24 protein-coding genes are annotated in these 23,358 nt (G+C 48.8%); 14 read left to right on the plus strand and 10 right to left on the minus strand.

Annotated features, from left to right (window positions below):
• Positions 1 to 21: 21 nt before the first annotated feature.
• The 3 genes from J7438_RS05805 to J7438_RS05815 form a co-directional block, all read right to left on the minus strand.
• Positions 22 to 1,581 (minus strand): hypothetical protein, encoded by a 1,560-nt coding sequence (locus J7438_RS05805; protein ID WP_209275797.1) that lies wholly within the window; start codon positions 1,579 to 1,581, stop codon positions 22 to 24.
• Between the two features lie 146 nt (positions 1,582 to 1,727).
• Positions 1,728 to 2,342 carry a guanylate kinase gene (gene gmk, locus J7438_RS05810; protein ID WP_209200448.1) on the minus strand — a complete coding sequence of 205 codons (615 nt, stop codon included), beginning with the start codon at positions 2,340 to 2,342 and terminating at the stop codon, positions 1,728 to 1,730.
• 105 nt (positions 2,343 to 2,447) lie between these two features.
• Positions 2,448 to 3,317 carry a YicC/YloC family endoribonuclease gene (locus tag J7438_RS05815; protein ID WP_209275899.1) on the minus strand — a complete coding sequence of 290 codons (870 nt, stop codon included), beginning with the start codon at positions 3,315 to 3,317 and terminating at the stop codon, positions 2,448 to 2,450.
• Between the two features lie 262 nt (positions 3,318 to 3,579).
• Between J7438_RS05815 and rph the strand changes: the two genes are divergently transcribed.
• Both rph and J7438_RS05825 read left to right on the plus strand, forming a co-directional pair.
• Entirely contained in the window at positions 3,580 to 4,296 is a 717-nt protein-coding gene (gene rph, locus J7438_RS05820) for a ribonuclease PH (protein WP_209275798.1), read from the plus strand.
• A gap of 86 nt (positions 4,297 to 4,382) precedes the next feature.
• Positions 4,383 to 4,970 carry an AAA family ATPase gene (locus J7438_RS05825; RefSeq protein ID WP_209200446.1) on the plus strand — a complete coding sequence of 196 codons (588 nt, stop codon included), beginning with the start codon at positions 4,383 to 4,385 and terminating at the stop codon, positions 4,968 to 4,970.
• Positions 4,971 to 5,072: 102 nt separating this feature from the next.
• Here J7438_RS05825 and J7438_RS05830 read toward each other — a convergent pair whose 3' ends face one another.
• Positions 5,073 to 6,299, minus strand: a complete 1,227-nt coding sequence (locus J7438_RS05830; protein ID WP_209275799.1) for a hypothetical protein — start codon at positions 6,297 to 6,299, stop codon at positions 5,073 to 5,075.
• A gap of 469 nt (positions 6,300 to 6,768) precedes the next feature.
• Complete coding sequence (locus J7438_RS05835; RefSeq protein ID WP_209200444.1) at positions 6,769 to 7,542, minus strand: exodeoxyribonuclease III; 774 nt, start codon at positions 7,540 to 7,542, stop codon at positions 6,769 to 6,771.
• Between the two features lie 563 nt (positions 7,543 to 8,105).
• Here J7438_RS05835 and pyrE point away from each other — a divergent pair.
• From pyrE to J7438_RS05860, 5 genes are all read left to right on the plus strand, one after another.
• A complete protein-coding gene (pyrE, locus tag J7438_RS05840) occupies positions 8,106 to 8,765 on the plus strand; it encodes an orotate phosphoribosyltransferase (RefSeq protein ID WP_209275800.1) in 660 nt (219 codons plus the stop codon).
• A gap of 181 nt (positions 8,766 to 8,946) precedes the next feature.
• Complete coding sequence (locus J7438_RS05845) at positions 8,947 to 9,486, plus strand: (2Fe-2S)-binding protein (protein ID WP_163372303.1); 540 nt, start codon at positions 8,947 to 8,949, stop codon at positions 9,484 to 9,486.
• Positions 9,483 to 11,738 (plus strand): xanthine dehydrogenase family protein molybdopterin-binding subunit, encoded by a 2,256-nt coding sequence (locus tag J7438_RS05850; RefSeq protein WP_209275801.1) that lies wholly within the window; start codon positions 9,483 to 9,485, stop codon positions 11,736 to 11,738. The genes J7438_RS05845 and J7438_RS05850 overlap by 4 nt, the downstream gene beginning before the upstream one ends.
• 79 nt (positions 11,739 to 11,817) lie before the next feature.
• Positions 11,818 to 12,819, plus strand: coding sequence for an XdhC family protein (locus tag J7438_RS05855; protein ID WP_209275802.1), 1,002 nt, complete (start codon positions 11,818 to 11,820; stop codon positions 12,817 to 12,819).
• Positions 12,806 to 13,438: a nucleotidyltransferase family protein gene (locus J7438_RS05860; RefSeq protein ID WP_209200440.1), complete on the plus strand. Its 633-nt coding sequence runs from the start codon at positions 12,806 to 12,808 to the stop codon at positions 13,436 to 13,438. Before J7438_RS05855 ends, J7438_RS05860 begins: the two co-directional genes overlap by 14 nt.
• 29 nt (positions 13,439 to 13,467) lie before the next feature.
• Here J7438_RS05860 and slmA read toward each other — a convergent pair whose 3' ends face one another.
• The 4 genes from slmA to coaBC form a co-directional block, all read right to left on the minus strand.
• Positions 13,468 to 14,058 carry a nucleoid occlusion factor SlmA gene (gene slmA, locus J7438_RS05865; protein WP_209200439.1) on the minus strand — a complete coding sequence of 197 codons (591 nt, stop codon included), beginning with the start codon at positions 14,056 to 14,058 and terminating at the stop codon, positions 13,468 to 13,470.
• Positions 14,059 to 14,066: 8 nt separating this feature from the next.
• Positions 14,067 to 14,969, minus strand: a complete 903-nt coding sequence (gene argB, locus J7438_RS05870) for an acetylglutamate kinase (protein WP_209200438.1) — start codon at positions 14,967 to 14,969, stop codon at positions 14,067 to 14,069.
• 96 nt (positions 14,970 to 15,065) lie between these two features.
• A complete protein-coding gene (dut, locus tag J7438_RS05875) occupies positions 15,066 to 15,521 on the minus strand; it encodes a dUTP diphosphatase (RefSeq protein WP_209200437.1) in 456 nt (151 codons plus the stop codon).
• Between the two features lie 38 nt (positions 15,522 to 15,559).
• Positions 15,560 to 16,810 (minus strand): bifunctional phosphopantothenoylcysteine decarboxylase/phosphopantothenate--cysteine ligase CoaBC, encoded by a 1,251-nt coding sequence (gene coaBC / locus J7438_RS05880; protein WP_209200436.1) that lies wholly within the window; start codon positions 16,808 to 16,810, stop codon positions 15,560 to 15,562.
• A gap of 154 nt (positions 16,811 to 16,964) precedes the next feature.
• Between coaBC and radC the strand changes: the two genes are divergently transcribed.
• Positions 16,965 to 17,612, plus strand: coding sequence for a RadC family protein (gene radC / locus J7438_RS05885; RefSeq protein ID WP_286196434.1), 648 nt, complete (start codon positions 16,965 to 16,967; stop codon positions 17,610 to 17,612).
• A gap of 22 nt (positions 17,613 to 17,634) precedes the next feature.
• Here radC and yihA read toward each other — a convergent pair whose 3' ends face one another.
• A complete protein-coding gene (yihA, locus tag J7438_RS05890; protein ID WP_209275803.1) occupies positions 17,635 to 18,294 on the minus strand; it encodes a ribosome biogenesis GTP-binding protein YihA/YsxC in 660 nt (219 codons plus the stop codon).
• A gap of 349 nt (positions 18,295 to 18,643) precedes the next feature.
• On the opposite strand from yihA, the gene J7438_RS05895 reads away from it, so the two are divergent.
• The 6 genes from J7438_RS05895 to J7438_RS05920 all read left to right on the plus strand — a co-directional run bounded on the left by J7438_RS05895 (position 18,644) and on the right by J7438_RS05920 (position 23,344).
• Entirely contained in the window at positions 18,644 to 19,249 is a 606-nt protein-coding gene (locus J7438_RS05895) for a c-type cytochrome (protein ID WP_209200434.1), read from the plus strand.
• A gap of 174 nt (positions 19,250 to 19,423) precedes the next feature.
• A complete protein-coding gene (locus tag J7438_RS05900) occupies positions 19,424 to 20,209 on the plus strand; it encodes a thiol:disulfide interchange protein DsbA/DsbL (protein ID WP_209200433.1) in 786 nt (261 codons plus the stop codon).
• Positions 20,210 to 20,360: 151 nt separating this feature from the next.
• Positions 20,361 to 21,236 (plus strand): endonuclease/exonuclease/phosphatase family protein, encoded by an 876-nt coding sequence (locus J7438_RS05905; RefSeq protein WP_209275804.1) that lies wholly within the window; start codon positions 20,361 to 20,363, stop codon positions 21,234 to 21,236.
• 365 nt (positions 21,237 to 21,601) lie between these two features.
• Entirely contained in the window at positions 21,602 to 22,177 is a 576-nt protein-coding gene (locus J7438_RS05910) for an adenylyltransferase/cytidyltransferase family protein (RefSeq protein WP_209275805.1), read from the plus strand.
• Positions 22,174 to 22,788 (plus strand): NUDIX domain-containing protein, encoded by a 615-nt coding sequence (locus J7438_RS05915; RefSeq protein WP_209275806.1) that lies wholly within the window; start codon positions 22,174 to 22,176, stop codon positions 22,786 to 22,788. Before J7438_RS05910 ends, J7438_RS05915 begins: the two co-directional genes overlap by 4 nt.
• Complete coding sequence (locus tag J7438_RS05920; protein WP_209275807.1) at positions 22,763 to 23,344, plus strand: hypothetical protein; 582 nt, start codon at positions 22,763 to 22,765, stop codon at positions 23,342 to 23,344. The genes J7438_RS05915 and J7438_RS05920 overlap by 26 nt, the downstream gene beginning before the upstream one ends.
• The last annotated feature ends 14 nt before the right edge of the window (positions 23,345 to 23,358 follow it).

The following is a 23,358-nucleotide window of genomic DNA, read 5'->3' on the forward strand; positions in this document are numbered from 1 at the left end:
AATATTATTTCATTGGGTTTACTACTTATCCTCAATTCTGTGCTTCTCAGCAACGTCTTCAAATAACTTGATCAGATCCTTAACTGCAACCTGGTTCTTAACATCAGAAGACTTGTGCTGGATAGCTGCGGGAGCTTCTATATTTTGATCCTGCTTAACAACAGCTTCTTTTAATACTTGCGTTACTGAGGTCGACAGTTTATTGGCTTCAGAGCCCTTCTTCTTGTGCACAGGCTTTCGTGACTCACTGTTTCTATCAAAACTTTTTCCATCATCAACTTTATGGGCTGGCACTGCATCATTTTTATGCACAGGTGTAGATTTTAAGTCAGGAGATTCTTTTATACCACCTCCAAGAAGCCCTGAAACCTCTTCATTCAGAAGTAAAAAAAGGTCTGTTCTTTTTTTCTGATAGACATCTTCCGCTTGAATACCCTTTTTTTGGTTGGCTGCATTTTTAGCAATAGACTCAGCTTTACTACGAAGGGTTGAATCCATCTTCTCCATTATTTGGTTAACCAACTTCACTCCTTCATCAAAATTTGCTTTATTTTTTTGCTTTAATTGTTTCTTTAAACCAGACCTGATTTCAGTCCTGACTTGCTTCATCATAATTTCATAGCAGCTTTGGAAAAACTCTTTTTGGCCATGCATCCCCCCTACTTCTTTAGACACCAGCAGCTGATGCTTTCTCTCTAAATCAGCCCGTTCAATACCCGCAGATTTGATTCTGCGCTGCAGGCCTTCTGCCTCATCTTGCTTTGAACCAGCTAACTTCGTTTTCAGGCTAGAAATTTTATTGTCTAAATTTCTTATGTCAGCAGTGTATTTATCCACAGAAACAATCTGAGTATTCAGGCAGGAGCCAAAAAGAAACTCTTTATCCTCTGGGGTCATCATTCCAAGGGAAAGAACGGCTGTCACCTGGCTGTTTACAAACTCAGCAGAAGAGGTTTCCAGGCCAGTCAGCATTTGTTGAAGAAGCTCTGCAGTTAAACCAAGCGTTTTTTCCTTATCCTTATCCCGACCAGCGGTAAATTCAAAGCTCATTACCTTAGCAGACAGTTTTACAACGTCATTGTATAACTGCTCTCTTATTTCTGGTGAAGGAGGTGCGTCTCTGGAGTAAGATCTCCTCAGTAGCTGGAAATACTTTTTTATAGCACCTCTTGCCTCTTCTGCAGATTTAGCCTTGATCCCCTTGTTAGCGACTTTGGAAAGGAATTTTGGTGGTTTGTCTCGATCAAACTGATTACTCTTATCATCATTTGGGTTCATAAAAGTATCAGAAAGATGATCTAGAGCATCTACCTGCTTTGGCTTTATTACTGTGTTATTAACCTGGTAATGTTCATTATTCGTTTTTCTAATTTGACTATCACAGGATACACTACCAACTTTATGTTGCTTATCCTGTACGGAATTCTGACCATTAACAGGCTTTTTATATTTTTGATAATAACTTGGAATGGTACTATCAGGTACTCTGTTAACACTCATAACATTACTTCCTTTTAATTCTTTGGATTTAAATATAGCTTGTTGCTTAAAGCTGATAAGTAGCCGACCAAATGGAATCATATATTTCTACCTGAAATGAACAGTCACTATGCAAGGAAAACACAAGGAGCATAGCCGTTATATGACCAAAGTTGTAACGCCACAGAGTGACTGACACCTGGACAGAAAATATGATCTCTTTTGATCAACTACTTACCCTTAATTACTCAGTTTATGAGACCTTTAATCAGATCTTCTTTGTAGTGCTGCATCCAATTAATTGACAGGCGCTGGCTTCGAATAATGGTTTGCAGATCCCGTAAGGCAAGATCAAACTCATCATTGATTACCAGGTAGTCAAACTCACCATAGTGGGACATTTCACTGACCGCCTGAGACATACGTCTTTCAATGATCGAAAGATCATCGGTAGCCCGCCCGATCAATCGTTCCCTCAGAGCCTCAAGAGAAGGCGGCAGGATAAAGATTGATACGGCATCAGGCAACAAACGGCGAACCTGCTGCGCCCCCTGCCAGTCAATCTCCAGAATAACATCTTCACCTTTGTTCAGCTGTTCACGAACCCAGTGTGCCGAGGTTCCATAATAATTACCAAAGACTTCAGCATGCTCAAGAAACATGCCTTTGTTCAACATATCCCGGAAGCCTTCGACAGAGGTAAAGTGATAGTTTACGCCATCCTGCTCACCTGGCCGGATACCGCGGGTGGTATGAGAGACAGATACACGCACATGGGGCGTAGATTCAACCATGGCCTTTACCAGGCTTGTCTTTCCAGCGCCGGAAGGGGCAGCGATAATATAAAGTTTGCCAATATTCATGAACACTCCAGGGAAAACTCCCTGTTTAAACCTATGTACTATAGGATAAGCCAGACCTGTTATTTACCACAAAGCAAAAATAGCTTCTTGATTAAATAGGGTTTCCTATTCAATATTCTGGACCTGCTCGCGCATTTGCTCGATCAGGACCTTGAGGTTTACAGCAGTCTGGGTAAGGCCAGCATGAATGGACTTGGACGACAGGGTATTTGCCTCCCGGTTGAGTTCCTGCATCAGAAAATCCAATCGCCGTCCGACCGCTCCCTGCCCGGGGTTTTTCAGTGTTCGGCGCACTTCAGCTATATGCGTTTCCAGACGATCCAGCTCTTCATCGACATCCATCTTCTGAGCCAGTATCACCATTTCCTGCTCCAGCCTCTCCGGATTTAGCTCCTGTCTGGCTTCAGCAAGTCGATCAAGGATTTTTTCACGCTGGCTTTGCAGAATTTCCGGCAGCAGCCCACGAAGCCGCAGCACCTCATCCCCCATTTTATCCAAACGGGCCTCAATGAAAGACTGCAGCTCCTGACCTTCCCGCTGTCTCATCTCATTCAGTTGAATAAGCGCTGTGTTGAACCCTTTTATGGCAGCCCGATGAACAACGGCCATTGCCGTCTCTTCATTGCTCTGCACGCCGGGCCACAGCAGAACCTCAAGAGGATTGACCGGTGCAACACGGGAAAAATGGGCCTCAACCTCACGCACGGCCAGTTGCAGCTTTTCCAGCAGGGCAAGATTCAGGTCCAGCACCTGCTCTTTCTCAACCAGCTGAAATTTCAGGCTGCATTCAACCTTACCTCGCTTCAGTTGCTTGCGAATCAATTCTCTCAACGCTGGCTCGATCTCCCGTGCCTGTTCCATGAGACGGAAGTGGGGCTCAAGGTAACGGTGGTTAACGGATCGAATCTCCCATACCAGGCTTCCCCAATCCTCCTGTATCTGAACACGGGCGAATGCAGTCATGCTGGAAGTCATGAAATACTCTTTAATCGGTGGGCTAATAAACACTCATTATTTCAGAAGTTTATCCACAAAATAAACCGATGAGATAAGATTTTGGAAAAACTATAGTTCTAAAAATACTGACCACTTGGGCGTATGTCATTGATTTAATAACGCAGCATCAACAAAGAGAGCTGATTATTCAAACTCTATTTTCCCGAAAACCCACTGAACAGTTATAATTCCGCAAATTTTGCAGTGCTCACGTTTTTTCAGACATACCAAGGTAACCCAAATGCGCCCTAGCGGAAGAACGGCAGACCAATTACGTGATGTAAACATCACCCGCAACTATACCAAACACGCAGAAGGATCTGTGCTCGTTGAGTTTGGCGATACCAAAGTCATCTGTACCGCATCGGTAGAACGCGGTGTACCCCGGTTTCTCAAAGGAACCGGCCAGGGCTGGATCACCGCCGAGTACGGCATGCTACCCAGGTCCACCACGGAACGAATGGGAAGGGAAGCCTCCAGGGGCAAGCAGGGTGGCAGGACGCTGGAGATTCAACGCCTGATCGGCCGTGCCTTGCGTGCGGCGGTAGACATGAAAAAGCTCGGGGAAAACACCATTAATATTGACTGTGATGTGATTCAGGCCGACGGTGGCACACGCACAGCCTCAATTACCGGAGCCTCTGTGGCACTGGTGGATGCACTGCGCTATATGCAGGAGAAGAAGATGGTCAAAAGTGATCCTTTCCTGCACATGATTGCCGCCGTTTCCGTGGGAATCTACAAAGGCAGCCCGGTTCTTGACCTTGATTATCCTGAGGACTCCAGTGCCGAAACGGACATGAACGTGGTGATGACCGATGCTGGCGGCTTTATCGAGGTCCAGGGAACGGCAGAAGCAGCCCCTTTCAGCCAGAATGAAATGCTGGCCATGATGGCCTTGGCACGATCCGGTATTGAGGAAATTATTGAGTTACAGAAAAAAGCGTTAGCAGAATGACACTTTACTACCTGTCCTTTTGCTTGAGCTATTTTTAATAGAACCCGGCTATATGCCGGGTTCTTACTCTGTAACAGGTCAGCAGTATGATTATTTCACTTATTGGTTCCCATGGAACGGGTAAAACAACACTCTGTAACGCTCTCGTAAAAGAGCTTGGGAGTGAGTGGTCGGTATTCACCGACTATTACCGAAAAATCGCAAAACATCTGAAGTATAAGACGCCCCGTGACGCAATAGTTGAAGATCAGGCAATCCGTCAGGTTACTTCCACGGCCATGGCGGGATCGGCACTGGGTGCCATGCTTGAGTGGACAGAGAATCTGCAAGGTCATGGCATTATCGATACAGGTCCTCCCTCATTACTTGCCTACCATCGATATTGGCTGAAAATATGCGATACCCCTATCAGCCCTTATATGCTCAAGCTGGCCAACGCCATTAGCCAGAAAATTGATGCTTACTGCTATCTGCCAACAGGAAAATTTGCACTGGCGAGTGATGGCATTCGCAGTGACGATATCATTTTTCAGAAAGATATTGATCAGTGGGTACTGTGCAACACCGTCGATCCCGGAATATCTGAAAAAAAGATCCTGATGATGGAAAGTACTGATATTGAAAAAAGAACCGATGAATGTATCCAGATGATCCAAAACTTCATCAGAAAATAACAGTACATTAATCTTTTCTTATTAATTGATGAATTGCGGTTCTTTAGAGCCTGAATCAACTTCACGAACACTCATTTTACGACAAAGTACCCAATGTTCTGTTTACTCTGTCGGGCGGGCCATTTTACTGGAGTGCGGAACAGTATCATCGCTATTTGCTGGTCGTTTTCGCGTACCGTTGCCTGAGCTAGCTATAAAGCCCGGGCCTGAACTGCTGCCAGGTTGGTTATTCTGGTGATACTCCGGGGCGTATTGGGGGGTAATCTTTAATTTCTCACAAACCCATGGGTTATTAATCATCCTGAAAAAGTTTGTATCCGGTACATACGTCAGTTGTTTACCACACTCTTTGACCAATGATTCCATGTCGTCTGATGTTTTTATGTACGATAAAACTGATAAGATCCTGCTGCTTTGCGACCAGGCATGCAATAAACTTTCCCAGGAGATCTCCACCTGTTGGATTTTCTGATTCCGTCTAAGTTGATGCATATTCAGGCAGCCAACAATTACCGAAGACAGCGCTTCTGGATCCAGGCCTGAAGACATCAGACTCGCCCTGAACTCAAATGCAAACTGCAAATAAAACAGACATGCCTCAGGGCCAGGTATGGGCATTTGTGCGTGGTGACGGGTCAACGCTGCTCTGAGGATTTGTTTGTCGCCATCTGCCAGAGTGCCAGCAGCGCGTTTATCCTCCAGCATCATACTGACCAGCTCTGAGTCAGGGTCGGTCATTTGTGCCAGCACCCGGGTCATTTTTGCCTGCAGGACACCCCGGATTTCCTGTACGCCGGATTCATCCCCCGGAAACACTCTGTTAGCCTCAATATCGATGATTGTTTGTGGGGAACTCAGGTCGAATAGTTGGGGTGTCCGGGGGTATAGACCCAGAGCATTCTGATAGGCTAACTGATGTCTGAACAGGTTGAGGGCTTGAGTTGTTTTTTCAGTTGCTGCATCGTTAACAAAGAGTGTCCGGTTTTTCAGAATATAGTTCTTGACCGCATCTTTCCGGTCACTGTTCAGGTTTTCGTACGGAATGGTGATTCGCGTTTTTTCATAAACCAGGTTTTTCTTCAGACGTTTCGATGCTTCTAAATTCCACCCCTCTACCATCAGAGTTTCCAGGCTGTTAATACACTCACCCAAATATTGAAGATCTCCTCCTTCCAGTCTGCCCTCCGTTTTACCGATAGGCATTTGCACATTAATGGCAGTGGCGATGGCACATTCGGCAATAAATCTTTTGCCTTGCTCTTTGGCAATGCATTTGGACAAGCCATATTTAGCCAGTAAGGCAGTCTCAATCAATGGAAAATTAATCAATGACGCATTTGTTCTGATAATTTTGATTTTTCGGGACAACTCATCCTGGCATACTTTCGTTCTTTGGTAAGGAAAACAGCTGTTATACAAATAACGGGGAGCAATAAGTTTCACCTCCTTTCCAAGGTGATTGATAGCACTTTTTTCTGTTTGTGTGGCTATATCCCGAGTCTGGACGACAGAACAGAATGATTGAGCGGGTTTGGTCAGAATATTCACGGCATCCGGCACTCCTGAATTAACCTGTCAGCAATTTTTTTACTGTACCATTGACCGTGCGTCTATTAAAAAGTTCCATACAATGGACGACAAATCGACACACTGTAGAGTGATTACTCAAATCAGAAACTTTATTCTTTTTCAGTAAAAGTGAAAAAAGGAGGTTGCCAACGTTGTTGACTCTCTCCTTCTTCAGTGATGCTCCTATCCGGGAACAAAACGATTAATCAGGTCCCGGAACAGGAAATAGTCAGAACCCCAGCTCCCAGTCATAATCAATGATGACCGGTGCATGGGATGAGAAGACCTGCCCCTTGTAGATACCACCATTCAGCACGCGGTGACGCATGCCCGGAGTGATAATCTGGTAATCAATGCGCATGCCAACATTGTCATGGCGCAGATACTCATCTTGCCACCAGCTGTATTTGCCCGCTTCCCGGTCAACCTCACGATAGGCATCAAAGAAGCCCATATCACCCAGCAAACCTTCCATCCAGCCACGCTCGGCCTGATTGAAACCTGAGACCTCCTGGGCATCACGCCAGTTAGCAACATCAATCTTGCGGTGTGCAATGTTCCAGGTGCCACACATAAGGAACTCGCGACGCTTACGACGTTGTTTGCTTAAGTGGTGCGAATAGCCATCCAGGAAACGGTACTTGAAATTCAGGTTTTCTTCACTGTCACCTTCCGGTACGTACAGGCTGACAAGACTGATCTTGTCAAAGTCTGCCTGAAGGTAACGGCCGGTTTCATCAACCTCAGGAATACCAAGGCCACTGATAATAGCCTTGGGAGCATGACGGGTATAGATGGCTACACCACCTCGCTCAACCCTGTTGTAACCACTGAAAGCATAACCAAAGTAGCCATCAAGAAAATACTGATCCTCAATCACCTGCTCGTCTTCACGAGTATCCTGCAGACAGATAAGGTCAGCATCCTGCTCCAGAAGCCAGTCAAACAGGCCTTTTTCCCGTGCGTTTTTAATGCCTTCGCAATTTAAACTGATAACTCTCATCGAATACACCTTACCAGGCCGTTTACACGCTCTGGCATTAAGCTTGTTACCTCGGCAAGACAGTAACCGGAAAAACAGAAACTGAAGACCTGCAAAACCATTTGAGCAAATCTCAGCCTGAGCAGCAGTTGCTTTGATCAGGATGAACGACGGCTAAAGTCTAAGCTTTTCAAGGATACAGTTACTCAACCGGGATTAACCCTGCATCAACTGTACGACAGAGTTGGTAAGAGCCCTCACCCCTATTATAAGGCATGATTAACATTCTTATGGTACGGTTGAACACAGAAATTTATGGATTATATCGGACAAATGATAACCGGTCGCCTCCCGTATGTTTATCCGCATAAATCCGGTCTCTTCTACAGCAGCCTGCAGTTCTGACGAAGTGACATCTGTCGGTTTCCGTAATTTCACACCTGCTGACCGGGATGCAACCAATATTATAAATTGCACAATATCTCTGAAATAACACCTCACACAGGGGATTTAGGGTCATATATTGGTATAAGATCAGCTCTTGAGTCCGGCACTACGGGCATATAGCAAACAGGACCCTCCCGATGCATCAGTACCAAAAAGAATTTCTGGATTTCGCCATTGAGCAGCAGGTGCTCCGTTTTGGTGAGTTCACCCTGAAGTCCGGAAGAAAATCTCCTTACTTCTTTAATGCCGGGTTATTCCACAGTGGTGAAGCCATCAGCAAACTCGGTCAGTTTTATGCCTCAGCCATGGTCAATGCCGGGCTTGAATTTGACCTGCTGTTTGGGCCTGCCTACAAAGGCATCCCATTGGCTACTACGACCGCCGTCGCATTGTTCGAAAAGCATAACCGGAATGTGCCGTGGTGCTTCAATCGCAAGGAGGCCAAAGATCATGGTGAAGGAGGGAATATTGTCGGTGCGCCCCTGGAAGGGCGGGTCGTGATTGTTGATGATGTTATCACGGCAGGCACAGCGATTCGTGAAGTGATGACCATTATTGAGCAAACGGACGCGACACCTGCCGCCGTTGTGGTCGCCATGGATCGTCAGGAAAAAGGGCAGGGGGAGTCCGCTACGCTAAAAGAGCTTTCTGCCATCCAGGAAGTGGAGCGTGATTTCAATATTCCGGTGTTGAGTATTGTTTCCCTGTCTGACTTGCTTGAGTATAGTGAACATCATCCGGAAATCCGTCGATACGCGCCGGAAATTAAAGCCTATAGAGATGCCTATGGGGTATAAGACTTAAATTGGCATTCCTACTGTTTTTACAGGAATGCTATCTGCGACCGTAGCCAATCAGGCTGCGGCGCAGGGTATGTACGAATATAAAAAAACTGACGACAAATGTCTTCGGATTAAAAAATATTTTGATGAGTTTTTAGCGCCAAATAAGAAACTGACACTGCCGGGGGAGGCACACGTGATTAGCTTTAAGTTAAATGGACAAACGGTAAATGTCGACGCACCGGGAGATACACCGTTGCTCTGGGTGGTTCGTGAACATTTGACCATGAAAGGCACAAAATTCGGTTGCGGTATGGGCTTATGTGGTGCCTGTAGCATGTTAATCGATGGTGTGAGTACCCGAACCTGCATCATGCCGGTTCAAGCCGTGGCCAATCGACATATCACCACCATTGAAGGCCTTGGTAACCCACAAATGATGTCCACTTTGCAGAACGCCTGGGTTGAAGCCGACGTTCCACAATGTGGCTATTGCCAAAGTGGGCAAATCATCAGTGCTACCGCATTGCTGAGCCAGAACAACAACCCCAGTGACAGCGATATCGACATCGCCATGAGCGGCAATATCTGCCGATGCGGCACCTATCCCAATGTGAAAAAAGCCATCAAAAATGCAGCGGCAGATTTAAGAAATGGCAAAGGCCGTTTGCAAGCGGTTCAGGTATTTGATCCAACGGCAACTGCATCACCGGAGACACAGGAGGTGCAATCATGAGCGTCACTGAACAACCACTAACGCAAAACAAACACACATTACAAAACAGCTCCCGCCGCAGCTTTCTCAAAAAAATGGGCATTGTCGGTGGTGGTTTAGTGGTGGGAATTCCACTGACGGGCTGCGCCAGTGTTAAATTCCCCAATGCCATGGACGGTGATTTGCAACCCAATGCATTGCTGCAAATTACCGCCAATAATGACATTTACTTTTATCTTCCCCGTTCCGAAATGGGCCAGGGCGTGTACACGGGCCTGACCACCATGCTGGCGGAAGAACTCGACGTTCATCCGGGTAAAATCAATGTTAAAAACGTTGGTGCTCACGAAGAATATGCAAACCCGGAATATAAACTGCAGCTGACCGGTGGTAGCAACAGCATTCGTGTGCATTTTATTCCGCTGCGGCAAATGGCGGCAAATGTCCGTATGGTTATTCGACAGGCGGCCGCACAAGTACTGCAACTGCCGCTGGATCAAATTCAAACGGATAACGGCATGATTGTCGCCAATGGTAAAAAACTGCCTTACGGTGACTTTACCAAAGTGGCTACTCATTTGAGTCTTCCTGAAGAGACACCGCTCAAGAAAAAAGCAGACTTCAAATACATTGGTAAACACTCAAAACGTTTGGACGCCGTAGCGAAAAGCACAGGCTCAGCGGAATTTGGTTTGGACGTGGAGTTTGCAGGCCTGCACCGGGCGGCATTAAAACGCTGCCCCGTATTGGGTGGCACCGTGAAAAGCTTTGATGATAGCAAAGTGAAAAGCCTGCCCGGCGTCAAAGCCGTGGTCAGCATCTTTAACGGTGTGGCCGTGGTGGCGGATCATTACTATCAGGCAAAAGCGGCCTTGCCTGTGCTGGACGTGCAATGGGAATTACCGGAGACTCTGTCTGGCTTTTCCAGTAACTCCACTGAAGCAGGCAACGGCAAACAATTATTTAAAGCAGCGTTGGATAGCGATGAATCGGATAATGCACACGAAGAAGGCAACGGTCGTGATGCATTAAAAACCTCTGATACGGTTGTGTCCGGTGAATATTGGGCTCCCTACCTGGCCCACGCCACAATGGAGCCGATGAATTGCACGGCGAAATTCACCGGTAATAAATTAGAAATCTGGACAGGCTGCCAAAACCCTGGTGTTGCCGCCAAATTAGCTGCCTTTTACGGTGATGTAGCAAAAGACGATGTGACTGTTCATAGTACGTTCCTGGGGGGAGGGTTCGGACGTCGTATATCAAACGACTATGTTGCAGAAGCCGTTTCCATTGCCAAGGCATCCGGTCTTCCGGTGCAACTGATCTGGAGCCGTGAAGACGATACAAAACGCGATTATTATCGTCCTGCGTCCATGGCTAAATTTCAGGTTGGCCTGGATAAAGACGGTAATATTGACAGCTGGAACGTTAAGCGTTCTGGCCCGAACATCCTGCCCTATACCATTGATGAGGTGGCCGATGCCATGATGCCGGGATTCCTGCCTGGTGGCATGGTTGATTGGATCAGTAAAGCGGGTTACGGCCTGTTTGACGGCTGGACGGTAGATCCTACTTCCGTAGAAGGCTTATTCGAAGATTATGATGCCAACCATAAATCCGCTGACCACGTTACCGTTGATCCGGGACTACCGGTAGGTTTCTGGCGCAGTGTTGGTCACTCATTCAGTGGCTTCTTTAAAGAAAGCATGATGGATGAAGTGGCCATTTTGCAAAAACAGGATCCTGTCGCCTATCGCCTGAAACACTTAAAAAATAATCCTCGACTGGCGAACACGCTGAAGCTGGCAGCCGAAAAAGCGGGATGGGGAAAACCTTTACCTGAAGGACACTATCACGGCGTCGCCGTTCATGCTTCGTTCCTGTCTTACGTAACTCAAATCGCAGAGGTATCGGTGAACAACGGTCAAATCAAAGTTCACAAAGTGACCTGTGTGCTGGATTGCGGTTTGGCGGTTAACCCTGAAATCGTTATCCAGCAAATGGAAAGTGGCATCCTGTTTGGCTTAACCGCTGCCCTTTACGGTGAGATCACCGTTAAAGACGGTGCAGTGGTGCAAAGTAACTTCCATGATTACCCGATACTGCGAATGAATGAATCACCAGAGATTGAGGTAGTCATTGTAGAAAGTGATGAAGCACCAACCGGTGTCGGTGAACCCGGTTTACCACCCATTGCCGGTGCCGTGGGCAATGCCATCTTTGCCGCAACGGGCAAGCGTTTAAGAAGCTTGCCTCTTAAACTGAGTTAATTTGAGTGTGGTGCTTCGTCCCTGGGAGCCTGTCTGAGGGACGAAGACCAGTTATGTGCAAAGGTTTAATTAAAACAATATGCAAGGCTCACAATTAGAAGTATTAAACGGTTGTTTATCCTGCCTTGAACAAGGCGAGAATATTACACTCGTCAGTGTGGCTAAAACCTGGGGTACTTCCCCCCGCCCGGTAGGCTCCCTTTTAGCGGTAAGTTCTTCTGGTCGTTTTTTTGGCAGTGTCAGTGGCGGTTGTGTTGAAGAAGATTTGATCGAACAGCTGGCCCAACATCCGGTCAGATTTGTACAAAAAATCATGTACGGAGAAACGGCCGAAGAGCGTCACCGTTTTGGATTACCTTGCGGCGGTGCTTTAGAACTTATGGCGGAACCTCTCAATGACATTAAAGATGTTAAATTTCTGATTGATCATATTGCCGCCAGAAAAACCTGCTTAAGAAAGGTAAGCCTTGAAACGGGTCAGGTGACTTATCTTACCTGGCAGCAACAGGCACCCGAGCTGTCACCAACCCACTGGCAAAACGTATTTGGCCCAACCTGGCGATTAATGGTGATTGGTGCCGGTGAAACTGGCCGATATCTGGCTGAATTTGCCCAGGGCCTTGGGTTTGAAGTGTTGGTTAGCGATCCCAGGCCTGATTATCGGAGCAACTGGCCCTTGAAAGACTTACCGCTGCTACAAGGTTTTCCTGACGATATCATTCAGGATTTAAACGTGGATGTTCGTACAGCCATTGTCGCCGTCGCCCATGACCCGAAAGTAGACGACATGGCATTACTCACCGCATTAAAAAGTGATGCCTTCTATGTTGGTGCCCTTGGCTCAAAACTCAACAACCAGGAACGTCGCGCCCGCCTCAGGGAACACTTTGATTTCAGTGAAGCTGAAGTTAACCAACTCCATGGCCCGGTGGGATTAAATATCGGCAGTAAATCCCCGGCTGAAATTGCGCTGTCTATTCTTGCTGAAATCACAGCCATTAAAAATGGCATACAGCCTGGTAAGGCACTGGAAAAGAAAGAAGATCAAATCAGTCAGACGGCCGCCTGTGACATCCGTTAGCATTGCAGCATCGAACACTGGCGAGAAAATAACCGCAGTTATTTTAGCCGCCGGTAAAGGTACGCGATTTAACGGCCATAAAATGATGCATGATATTAACGGCATCCCTATGGCCATTCGCAGTGCATTGAATGCTCAGCCCCATGTTCATCACGTTTTAGTTATTGTCAGGCCTCAGGATCACCGCCTTAAACGTGCGTTGGATAAATACCAGCTTTCCTACACGGACAATCCTGATTTTGAACAAGGTATGAGTTCATCCATTGTGCACGCCATTGACCATATTCCTGACGATCAGAATATCCTTCTCTGTCTCGGAGACATGCCCCACATCGAACCTGATACTTACCAGCGCCTTATTGCAGGTTTTAGAAAACATGAATTCAATAAAATCATCAGGCCGATCTATCAATCTGAAGATCCCATTCCGGCTCACCCCGTGTTATTTCCGGCGTCTCTTCAGGCAGATTTGAAATTACTCAGTGGTGATGCAGGCGCTAAATCTATTCTTAAGATCCACCAACCGATTTTGCTGGAAACATCTGACGAAGGCGTGATCAAGGATATTGATTACTATACCGGTCATAACGAAATAGTTGGTCAGGTATCCGGTGCCTGACCATGGCCAGACACCAGGAAAACCAGAACTTATCTGAACGCCGCCGCAGAAAGAATTAGCCACTGATCCGCCCAGTTTTCCGTGGGCTTGCGCTTGAATTCACTGCGAACATACTGGGCAATCCGGCCTTCGGCAGCAGCCAGCATCAGATTTGCGGTCACGCTGACGGTCAGGCGGGGTCGCACACCTTCCTTGATTTCCGCTTCACGCAACGTCTGCTTCAGTTGTGTCTCCAGACGGTCAAACAGCTGAGTCACACGCTGGCGCAACCGCTCAGTCTCGCCAGCCAGTGCGTCCCCGGTCAGGATACGGGTCAAGCCGGGGTTTTTCTCACAGAAGCCAATCAGCAACAGCAGGATCTTCTCACATCGTGCATTCACATGAGGCTCGTCAGAAAGAATCAACGAGATTCGGGAAAACAGCGTCTCCTCAATAAACTCGATCAGCCCTTCAAACATTTTTGCCTTGCTCGGGAAGTGACGGTACAGGGCCGCTTCGGAAACACCCACCGCTCTGGCCAGGGCCGAGGTGGTAATCCGGTTACCCGGAGCCGTCTCCAGCATATGAGCCAGGGCTTCCAGAATCTGCTGCTTGCGAGAAATTTTCTGAGACATATCCATTATGAGTACTAAACACTATCTCCGGTTATCAGGGTGCCCACTCCCCGGTCAGTTAACAGCTCAAGCAGAACGGCATGTGGCACCCGGCCGTCAATGATGTGCGCTGTTTTTACACCGCACTTCACGGCATTAAGCGCGCATTGTATCTTGGGAAGCATACCGCCATAAATAGTTCCGTCAGCAATTAATGCTTCGACCTGCTCTGAGTTCAGTCCGGTCAGCAGGTTGCCATCCTTATCCAGCAGGCCTGCAGTATTGGTCAGTAACAACAGCTTTTCTGCCACCAGCTCCTCGGCCAGGCGTCCGGCCACCAGGTCGGCGTTGATATTGTAGGAGGCACCGGCATCATCCACCCCGATAGGCGCAACCACCGGAATAAAGTCGGAGTTTTGCAGCATGGTGATAATGTCGGTGTCGATGGATTCCACTTCGCCCACCTGACCAATATCAATAATCTCCCGCGCGGTTATTTCCGGGGTCATCTCGGTCACCAGCAACCGTTTGGCACGAATAAACCGACCATCCTTGCCGGTAACACCAACGGCCCGCCCGCCATTGTTGTTGATAAGTGTCACTATCTCCTTGTTCACCAGTCCGCCCAATACCATCTGTACCACATCCATGGTATTGGAGTCAGTGACTCGCATGCCCTGGACAAACCGGCTTTCGATGTTCAGCCGTTTCAGCATGTCACCTATCTGTGGACCGCCACCGTGGACCACCACAGGATTAATACCCACCGCCTTCAGCAAGACCACGCCCTGGGCAAAGCTGTTTTTCAGTTCGTCGTTTTCCATGGCATTGCCACCGTATTTAACGACAACGGTCTTACCGGCATAACGTTGCAAATAGGGCAGTGCCTCGGTCAGAACCGTGGCGATTTCCTGAGAGGATAAAGCAGGCTTATCCATGACTCCTCCACATTGCTCTTACAGATTGAGCATGGTGTCCGTTATGGTTTATTGGTGGCGGCATGGCTCAGCCATACCTTTCTTAAAAAGCAGTAATCAGTGGGTTCCGGAGTGCCCAAAGCCTCCGGCACCACGGTCACTCTCGTCAAAGTTTTCCACAATCTCCAGTCGGGCCTGTACCACGGGAACCAGTATTAACTGGGCAATACGCTCACCCGGCTGAACCGTGAACGTGGTATTTCCCCGGTTCCAGCAGGAGACCATCAGCTGCCCCTGGTAGTCAGAGTCAATCAGTCCAACAAGGTTACCCAGAACAATGCCATGCTTATGACCCAGGCCGGAGCGGGGAAGGATCATCGCCGCCAGGGACGGGTCTTCAATATGGATAGCCATACCGGTAGGCAGCAACTGGGTTTGCCCCGGCTCCAGGGTCATCGGTTGATCAAGACAGGCTCGCAGATCAATACCAGCTGAGCCTTCTGTGGCATATTCCGGCAATGGAAACTCTGTGCCCAGCCGTGGGTCCAGAATACGGGTTTTCAGTGTTCTCATGTCGTTTAATTCCCTGTGTATTTACCGTGAAATGCCTTTCAAGGCTGTTCAACTGTCTCAGTTACAGGCTGTTGGCTTTTCCACTTTCTGAAACGGCGGGCAACAATTTGCAGCAGCTTGCTGGACACCACTTTTTTCGATGCCCTCGGCAATGGCTCTTCCAGCGCTTCGCCGATGACAGTGACTTCATTGCTGTCACTGCTGAAGCCAATCTCCCGATCACCCACATCATTGGCCACCACCAGATTCATCCTCTTGCGGCGCATCTTATCCGCAGCGTAGCCCAGTACATTGTGCGTCTCTGCGGCAAAACCCACCACAAAGGGTGGTGTGTCCAAAGCGGTGACCGAAGCAATAATGTCGGGGTTACGCACCAGTTTAATCTCCAGGGTTTCACTGCCATTGTCAGGGTCTTTCTTGATCTTTTCCCTGGCAACCTCGGCAGGGCGATAGTCACTGACAGCAGCACAACCGATAAAGATATCCACACCGGCTATCCGGTCATGAACCGCCTGATGCATATCCCTGGCACTGACCACATCCACCCGCCTGACCCGATCCGGTGTGTCCAGATTCACCGGGCCACTGATCAGGGTAACCGTTGCCCCGGATGCAACAGCCGCTTCGGCAATGGCAAAGCCCATTTTTCCGGAACTGTGGTTGGAAATATACCGAACCGGATCAATATCTTCGCGGGTACCGCCAGCGGTGATCATGATATTCACCCCGGTGAGAATATCATGGCTGAACAGCCCCGATGTTTTTTCCACAATCAGCTCAGGGTCGAGCATCCTGCCCGGGCCGATATCACCACAGGCCTGGCTGCCATCGCCCGGGCCGAACAAATGGATATTCCGCTCCAGCAGCTCTTCGCAATTTCGCTGGGTCACACTGTCACGCCACATCCCCTGGTTCATGGCCGGTGCCAGACAGATAGGTGCACTGGTGGCCAGGCACAGGGTGGTTAACAGATCATCCGCATGCCCACCGGCCAGTCGTGCAATAAAGTCAGCCGTGGCAGGGGCAATCAGAACCACATCCGCCCAGCGGGCCAGTTCGATATGCCCCATGGCCGCTTCCGCCCCGGTGTCGAGCAGATCCAGATGCACCGGGTTGTGGGACAGTGCCTGCAGGGTTAACGGGGTAATAAACTCACAGGCGGCACTGGTCATGACCACACGGACATCAGCCCCCAGTTTGGTCAGCAGACGAATCAGCTCTGCACTCTTATAAGCAGCAATGCCACCGGTAACACCAAGAACAATGCGTTTGTTACTTAGCTGTTGCATAGGTTGCAAATTTCCTCAGGGAATTAAACCGGCAATTTTTTGTCTGAGTAGTCAGGAACCGCACAAAACGCCATAGGCTACTCACCATAAATCCGCTCCATCATAGCAGTGAATAGCTGACGGTATAACCACCATACAAGCCCGGAGTTATCATTTGCTGCCAAGAGAAAAGATACTGGCTATGGGCCCTTCAGCCCTGACTGAAGCGGAGCTATTGGCACTGCTGTTAAGAACGGGTTGCCAGGGTATGAACGTGATGGAACTGGCCAGCCATCTGCTGGAACAGTTTGGTGGCCTGGAAAAACTGCTGACCACCCGCCATCAGAATCTTATGTCAATTAAAGGCCTTGGACCTGCCAAAGCCACACAGCTCAGCGCCACCCTGGAGCTTTGTCGAAGGGTACTGCGTGAAAAGGTAGCCAACTCCGATGTTATCTCCAGCCCGGAGTCAACCCGGGAATACCTGCAGCTGCACTTCCAGGGGCTTCAGCGGGAGCAGTTTGCCTGTCTTTTTCTGGATACCCGGCACCGTGTTATTACGCTGGAAACACTCTTTCAGGGCACCTTGAACACAGCCACCGTTCATCCCAGGGAGGTGGTGAAGCAGGCGCTGGCGTTGAATGCGGCATCACTGATTCTCTGTCACAACCACCCATCGGGCGATCCTGAGCCCAGTCAGGCTGACATTCGCATTACCCAACGCTTGAAAGAGGCGTTGCAACTGGTGGATATCCGGGTGCTGGATCATATGATTGTGGGTCAGGGAGAGATACTATCCATGGCGGAACGTGGTCTGGTTTAGCTTTCATGCCCAGCAATGAAACCTAATCATCAGACGCCAGGTGCTCGTCATCGTCATAAACATCATCGGGCTCAGGCGCGAGAAACCACTCATCCAGTTTCATAGAGAGCTGATCAACACCGGTTTTCTTGAGCGAAGAGAATAACTGCACGCTCACCTGTGGGAATCGGGACAGATCCTTTTTGAGGGTGTTCAGAACCTGTTTGGCGGCACCCTGTTTCAGTTTGTCCGCCTTGGTGAGCAGTATGTGCATAGGTAAGTTTGCACTTACACTCCAGTTAAGCATCATCTGATCGAACTCTTTCATCGGATGACGAATATCCATCAACAGCACCAGACCAACCAGTGCCTCACGGCGCTCCAGATAATCGGTCATGTGATGCTGCCACTCTTGCTTCATGGCTTCAGGCACTTTTGCATAACCGTAGCCCGGAAGATCCACCAGAAAGACACCATCCTGCACGTCAAAGAAGTTGATGAGCTGGGTTCTTCCCGGCGTCTTACTGGTACGAGCCAGCTTGTTGGAACCCGTCAGCGCATTCAGGGCGCTGGACTTTCCTGCATTAGAGCGACCTGCAAAGGCCACTTCACGACCTTCATTCTCCGGACACTGGCTCAGCCTGGCCGCACTCTTGTAAAAAGAGGCCTGGCGGTAATTTAATGAAGATCTGGTATCACTCATGGGGTTTCATCTATTCCAGTAATCTTTGCTGATTGCCAATAAGCCGGTGATAAATAAGCACGGCACTCAATAAATCACGTAAAAGAGATCAGCAAACGGGCGACGGGAGCCTGTCCGACTCCCGGGTATCACTTCCAACGGATCGATATCGCTCTGCCTGTACCGGTCGCCGGTTGAGTAGTTTATACTATCGTCGTTCAAGGTACATGCCGTCATGTCACCTGATGCTGAAGCAGACACAACGCAGATGCGAATCACTGCGTGGGTCTGTTGCGCTAAATAATAAAAGCTGTCAGGTCTGATGAATAATAACAGCCATTTGAGGCAAACGCCGTAACTGGGTCAGGTAATGAAAAAAGTCATTCTCACTCTGGTAATTTCTTTGGGGATAACGGGCTTCGCCTTTGCCAAAGGCGATGCAGCAGCAGGCAAGAGCAAAGCGACGACCTGCGCTGCCTGCCATGGTGCCACAGGGATCAGTCCTGCTCCAAACTGGCCAAATCTCGCCGGTCAGGGGGAGCGTTACCTGATCAAACAGATCACTGAAATCAAGGACGGCGCACGCTCTGTGCCAGAGATGATGCCCTTCGTCAGCGCTCTGACCACACAGGATATTGCTGACCTGGCGGCTTACTTTGCCAGTCAGCCAGCACCTCAGGGAGCAACAGACGCCAAGTATGTCACATTGGGTCAAGCACTTTACCGCGGTGGGGATGCCAAAAAAGGCATTCCGGCCTGCTCCAGCTGTCACTCTCCCACGGGCAAGGGTAACTTCCTGGCGGGCTTCCCCTTACTGGCGGGCCAGAATGCAGAGTACACCGCCAAGCAGCTTCGTGACCTTCGTGAAGGTGATCGAACCAACGATGGTGACACCAAAATCATGAGAACCATTGCCGAGAAGATGAGCAATAAAGAGATCGAAGCGGTTTCTCACTACATCAGCGGTCTTCGTTGATCGTTTCTTATCCTTGATAACTGACAGAAGTCTGAGCTTTACCGGCTTCTGTCATTTTTCTCTCATCCAGACCTGCCTGCTTGATCAGACTTCCTTTTCGTCAGACGCTGGCGTAATGTGTCGTCTATAAAGCGCCATATCCTTGAATAACAATGAAAAACAGAGGACTTTCGTATGATAAAAAAAACGAAGGGTATATTAGGTATCGCTGTATTCCTGGGAATCGCCACGGTCGCAGCGGGTTATCTGATTAATGATGCCCAACACAGTCAGGAAGTGACCGTTACTCAAAATACCCCGGTAACTCAGGCCAGTACGACCAGGCACTCAGCAGCCAGTGAAACCTCATCAGCGTCAGCCATCACTCAATCCGGTACTCCGCAACTATTTCAGCCAGGCCAGCACTATCGGGTTTTATCCAATCCGGTTACCACGGATGCCAAACCGGAGAAAGTGGAGGTGGTCTCCATTTTCTGGTACGGGTGCCCCCACTGTTACGCACTTGAACCCAGGATTGAACAGTGGCAACAGACCTTGCCTGCCGATGTTGAGTTTATTCGAACGCCCGGTTTCTTCGGCCCGAACCTTTGGCAGACTCACGCCCGGCTTTACTATACTGTGCGCAATATGGGACTGGAAGAGAAGGTTCATGCCGGTATCTTCAGTGAAATACAGAACCGCCGAAATCAGCTCAGGGACAGTGAACAAATGGCCGAGTTCCTGAATCGGGAGTTTGGTGTTGAACCTGAAGCGTTTAATAAAGCGTTCAAGGGTTTCGGTGTCAATAATCAGCTGCAAAAAGCCTTCTCCAAACTGAAAGGCTATAGGCTCTCTGGTGTACCCGCCATCGTGATCGATGGGCGATATGTGGTTGAGCCCGGGCTGGCCGGATCACTGGCTAATATGCCGGTGATTGCCGACTACCTGATCCGAAAAGTTAAACAAGATCGAAAGGGTTAGTGACATTGCAGCAGTGGTTAAATGTCAAACATTTTGGCTTTTAACCACTCTCATTTGGTAAATCATCGATCATTCTTTGCAGGAAATCGGATAAAAGGCCTGTAACATTTGTCTATCAATTTCCCTTGTCCATTTCTGGCGGTAAAGCACTATGCCCATTCGAACCCTTACAGGTGCCATTCGACGACGTTTACACCGACAGCGTTGTCAGTACCGTTCCGGGCATATTCATCACTCGGCACCGGGCGGCTCCCCCCGTCAGCTCAACAAAAAGACACTCAAGCTGCTCAGCTTTAATATTCAGGTGGGCATCAATACTCAGCAATACCGCCATTATCTGACCCGCAGCTGGCAGCATATTCTGCCTCACGCCAAACGCCAGGCTACCCTTGACCGGATTGCCAGTGTTCTTCCTGACTTTGACCTTGTTGCCCTGCAGGAAGCTGACGGTGGCAGTATTCGCAGCAGCTTTATCAACCAGACTGAATATCTGGCTCTGAAAGGACACTTCCCTTACTGGTATCACCAGATCAACCGCAACCTTGGCAAGCTGGCACAACACAGCAATGGCTTCCTTAGCCGGTTTGAGCCTCTATCGCTGGAAGACCATAAACTGCCCGGACTGATTCCCGGCCGGGGTGCCATTGTCGCCCGCTTTGGCAACCCTGAGGAGCCTCTTACGGTGGTGATGATGCATCTGGCTCTGAGCAAAAGGACCCGAAATATCCAGCTCTCCTATATCCGTGATGTTGTGCAGCACAATCAGCATGTGGTGCTGATGGGGGATATGAACACCCATGCTGAACAATTACTCAATGACTCACCGCTGAAAAATACATCCCTTCATGCGGCACACTGGGGGCAAAATACCTTTCCCAGCTGGCAACCAACGCGTTCTCTGGATCATATTCTGATCAGCCCATCCCTGATTGTTAATCGATTTGGCGTTATCAATATGCCCATCACAGACCATTTGCCGGTATCTGTGGAAATCCGGGTGCCTGACTCCGTATTGAGCAAAGTGTGATTCATCGAAATATGGCCGAAGCTTCTCTGGCTCTGCTGGCTGGGTATATGAGAAAGGTTGGTTGACTACAACAAGGCAGGAAAAAATAAAAAAGGCCCGATATCAAGGGGGGAAGTAAGGAGGGAGATATCGGGCCTCGAAAAAAAAGCCATCACTGTTCCAGTGACAGGGAGTCATTCCAGAAAGTACATCTTACCTGACACACATTATTTGCCTATCAGTAATAAGCCCGCACCGGGTACGTAATGAATCTTGAACCGCTTCGGAATAAACCCACGGTCTGGCTGCCTTCGGCAGACCCTGTAAAATCGATATAATGAGGCCACGCTTTTGTCAGCGCGGATACCATCAAACACGGAGACTCAATGATGAGCCCTATCAAGCTGGGTGTTTTTGGCTCAGCATTTGACCCACCAACACTTGGGCATCTGGATGTGTTACAACAGGCAGCCACCTGCCATGACTGCATCCTGCTGGTTCCCAGTGCCTTTCATGCTTTTGACAAAAACCCTCTGCCATTCGGCCTCCGTTTGCAGATGCTGCAATGCTTTATTGATGAAGCAGAGGCTGGCTGTCCCCTGGAGATATGTGATCTGGAGGCAGAACTGCTGGCACAGAATCCCGGCAGGCCGGTATACACCTATGACCTGATGGCAGCCTTGACCAGTCAGTACCGGGATAAAGCCACACTGTCCTTCATCAGGGGGCCGGATAATGCCAGGCCTGAAACCTGGAACCGATTTTATAAAGCACAGGAAATTGAGGAAACGTGGCCGATCTTTACCGCCACTGAACGGGTGGCTATCCGCAGCAGTGATGTCCGCAATATTCTTGAATCCGAAAAAATAGCCGATGATCTTCAGCAGGGGTTGAATATGCTGCTACCTTCTGTTCAGGCTTTTATTATCAATAACAACTTATACCAGACAGGGAACCCATGAAGCTTTCAGGTCTTGATGCCCGCGATGTACAGGTTCAGGAAGAGGCAAAGGTTTACTCAGGCTTTCTGAAGCTCTTTAAATACACGATTACGCATCGACTCTTTAACGGGGGAATCAGCCGTCCCCTGATCCGAGAAGCCACCGTCAGGCCACCCTCTGTGGGCGTTGTATTATTTGACCCGGTTCATGACCAGGTGGTTTTGGTGGAGCAATTCCGCATGGGGCCTTTTTTGAGCGACGATGACCCCTGGCTGCTGGAAGTGGTTGCCGGCATCAGTGAGCCCGGAGAAACCCTGGAAGAAGTTGCCCTGCGCGAAGTAGAGGAAGAAACCGGTTATCAGATTACCTCATTAATGCCGGTCTCGGATTTCTATGTCAGCCCCGGTGCCAGTAACGAAAAACTCAGGCTTTTCTGTGGTCTGGTAGACGCCACGGCTGCTGGCGGCATTTTTGGTGTTGCCGATGAAGGTGAGGATATCAGGGTTCATGTTCTTCCCTTCCGGGAAGCTTATGATATGGTGGAAGACGGAAGGATTGCCAATGCTCCAGCGGTCATTGCATTGCAATGGCTTAAGCTGCATCACCATGAGTTATGCCAACATGAAAAATAACGTCTTCCCAACCTGGCTCCGGCAACGGTATGCCTTTATCTTTATTGTCAGCTTTTTCGCGGTGACGCTCGCTGGATGCCAGACGAACGGCAAGATGTTCCCTGAGCTTAAGCAGGAAAAGCTCACGAAGGATAATAATTGGACCGTATTACCTTTTATTAGCCACGCTAAAGTTCCAGCCGAGGATCTTATTCAGCTTGAACGTATGTTGTTGGTCCAACTGCCCTCGAAAGGTATAAAAAACCCTACAATTTATCACTTACCTAAAACTTTCTCGGTTCCGGATTACCTTTCCGAGGTCTTCCAGGTTGAGCAAGCGCGCGTGTGGGCCATCAGTCAACACATCAAGTACTCCATATCTGCTGAAATTCTTGAATGGCAATATGACCAGCAGAATCGCTTTTCCACAACTCTTAGCTTGAAAGTTAATGATTTATCATCGGGAGACCTGGTTTGGAGCATAGATGGCTTGGGAGAAGGCCGACCTGGTGAAGCGGCCTACGATGTGAGCCGAAAACTGATTGCTGATCTGGTGGCTGCCATGCCGCTTCAATAAGTACAGTGGCACCG

Origin of the sequence: Thalassotalea sp. G20_0, assembly GCF_017744175.1 — a bacterium.
Lineage (GTDB): Bacteria > Pseudomonadota > Gammaproteobacteria > Pseudomonadales > Endozoicomonadaceae > Endozoicomonas.

Excerpts from the sequence above, each read along its gene's own strand:
- J7438_RS05805 (WP_209275797.1), bottom strand. The coding sequence starts at position 1,581 with ATGATTCCATTTGGTCGGCTACTTATCAGCTTTAAGCAACAAGCTATA.
- gmk (WP_209200448.1), bottom strand. The coding sequence starts at position 2,342 with ATGAATATTGGCAAACTTTATATTATCGCTGCCCCTTCCGGCGCTGGA.
- J7438_RS05815 (WP_209275899.1), bottom strand. The coding sequence starts at position 3,317 with ATGACTTCCAGCATGACTGCATTCGCCCGTGTTCAGATACAGGAGGAT.
- rph (WP_209275798.1), top strand. The coding sequence starts at position 3,580 with ATGCGCCCTAGCGGAAGAACGGCAGACCAATTACGTGATGTAAACATC.
- J7438_RS05825 (WP_209200446.1), top strand. The coding sequence starts at position 4,383 with ATGATTATTTCACTTATTGGTTCCCATGGAACGGGTAAAACAACACTC.
- J7438_RS05835 (WP_209200444.1), bottom strand. The coding sequence starts at position 7,542 with ATGAGAGTTATCAGTTTAAATTGCGAAGGCATTAAAAACGCACGGGAA.
- pyrE (WP_209275800.1), top strand. The coding sequence starts at position 8,106 with ATGCATCAGTACCAAAAAGAATTTCTGGATTTCGCCATTGAGCAGCAG.
- J7438_RS05850 (WP_209275801.1), top strand. The coding sequence starts at position 9,483 with ATGAGCGTCACTGAACAACCACTAACGCAAAACAAACACACATTACAA.
- J7438_RS05855 (WP_209275802.1), top strand. The coding sequence starts at position 11,818 with ATGCAAGGCTCACAATTAGAAGTATTAAACGGTTGTTTATCCTGCCTT.
- slmA (WP_209200439.1), bottom strand. The coding sequence starts at position 14,058 with ATGGATATGTCTCAGAAAATTTCTCGCAAGCAGCAGATTCTGGAAGCC.
- argB (WP_209200438.1), bottom strand. The coding sequence starts at position 14,969 with ATGGATAAGCCTGCTTTATCCTCTCAGGAAATCGCCACGGTTCTGACC.
- dut (WP_209200437.1), bottom strand. The coding sequence starts at position 15,521 with ATGAGAACACTGAAAACCCGTATTCTGGACCCACGGCTGGGCACAGAG.
- coaBC (WP_209200436.1), bottom strand. The coding sequence starts at position 16,810 with ATGCAACAGCTAAGTAACAAACGCATTGTTCTTGGTGTTACCGGTGGC.
- yihA (WP_209275803.1), bottom strand. The coding sequence starts at position 18,294 with ATGAGTGATACCAGATCTTCATTAAATTACCGCCAGGCCTCTTTTTAC.
- J7438_RS05895 (WP_209200434.1), top strand. The coding sequence starts at position 18,644 with ATGAAAAAAGTCATTCTCACTCTGGTAATTTCTTTGGGGATAACGGGC.
- J7438_RS05900 (WP_209200433.1), top strand. The coding sequence starts at position 19,424 with ATGATAAAAAAAACGAAGGGTATATTAGGTATCGCTGTATTCCTGGGA.
- J7438_RS05905 (WP_209275804.1), top strand. The coding sequence starts at position 20,361 with ATGCCCATTCGAACCCTTACAGGTGCCATTCGACGACGTTTACACCGA.
- J7438_RS05910 (WP_209275805.1), top strand. The coding sequence starts at position 21,602 with ATGATGAGCCCTATCAAGCTGGGTGTTTTTGGCTCAGCATTTGACCCA.
- J7438_RS05915 (WP_209275806.1), top strand. The coding sequence starts at position 22,174 with ATGAAGCTTTCAGGTCTTGATGCCCGCGATGTACAGGTTCAGGAAGAG.
- J7438_RS05920 (WP_209275807.1), top strand. The coding sequence starts at position 22,763 with ATGAGTTATGCCAACATGAAAAATAACGTCTTCCCAACCTGGCTCCGG.